1 protein-coding gene is annotated in these 887 nt (G+C 67.0%); it reads right to left on the reverse strand.

Translation table 11 applies throughout. The features are described from left to right. Positions 1 to 118 precede the first annotated feature (118 nt). Positions 119 to 730 (reverse strand): hypothetical protein, encoded by a 612-nt coding sequence (locus tag A3840_RS01790; RefSeq protein ID WP_131798216.1) that lies wholly within the window; start codon positions 728 to 730, stop codon positions 119 to 121. Positions 731 to 887: the final 157 nt, after the last annotated feature.

Genomic DNA, 887 nt, shown 5'->3' on the forward strand with positions numbered 1-887 from the left:
CCTCCGTTAACGATGCAGAGGCCTCCCGACTGTCGCCGGGCGGTTGATCGTTGCAACCCCATCTCCACCCGGCTGATGCGCCAAGCATAAGGGCGCGGGCCGGGGCGGGGATAAATTTTCAGATAAAACGGATGGACGGGATGTTTTCGGGCAGGCCGGGCGCGTCCGAAGGTGCGGCGCCGGCGCGCGCGCCAGCAGGATCGGCATCCGTCTCGAACCTGGGATCATGTCGTCGCGACTGCGCCAGGCGCTGCGCCAGCCTGGCGCGAATCTCGACCATGCGCGCCGCCTGCGCAGCCGCTTCCATCTCCGCCCTGGCCGCTGCTTTCACCGCCGCCTTGCTGCCCGGCTTGGGGGCCAGGCGTTTCAGCCTGCGGATGCGATGGTCATCGGCCATCCAGACCGGTTCGGCAAACCGCGCATCCCACTGGCTGTACCGCGCCTCGAACGCCATCATCGCCGCCAGCGCCGCGCTCAATTGCCCGGCCAGAGCCGCACAATCGGGCGCCGCCACCGGCAGATCGCGATGACGCCCGCCCGCAGAGAATGCCAGGGCCTCGAACAGCAATGCCTCCGCCGCCACGCGCATGTCCTCGGACACCAGGCCGCGCGGCCGCCGCGCCGCAATGGCCTGCATCGTGCGGGTGAGCGCCTGCAATCTTGGAAACAGCGTCTCATGCCGCTCGATCAGGCGCGGGCTGAGTTTTCTGGGTTTTGGCGGTTTGGGCATCGGACTCTCCTCGTCGGGGACAGGAGAGGGTAAGCGGGGGTAGAGGGGGCGGGGATTAGATTTGGCAGGAGTCCGGTTGCGACGCTATGACGGTCATTCAACAGCCCGGCAAGAGGGCCTGAAAGCATAGGTAATCGGGCTCGCTCTGAGCATGAGG

The sequence above is a fragment of the Devosia elaeis genome (assembly GCF_001650025.1).
GTDB lineage: Bacteria > Pseudomonadota > Alphaproteobacteria > Rhizobiales > Devosiaceae > Devosia > Devosia elaeis.

What these genes read in the sequence shown, in the direction of transcription:
- A3840_RS01790 (WP_131798216.1), bottom strand. Translation starts at nt 730, where the DNA reads ATGCCCAAACCGCCAAAACCCAGAAAACTCAGCCCGCGCCTGATCGAG.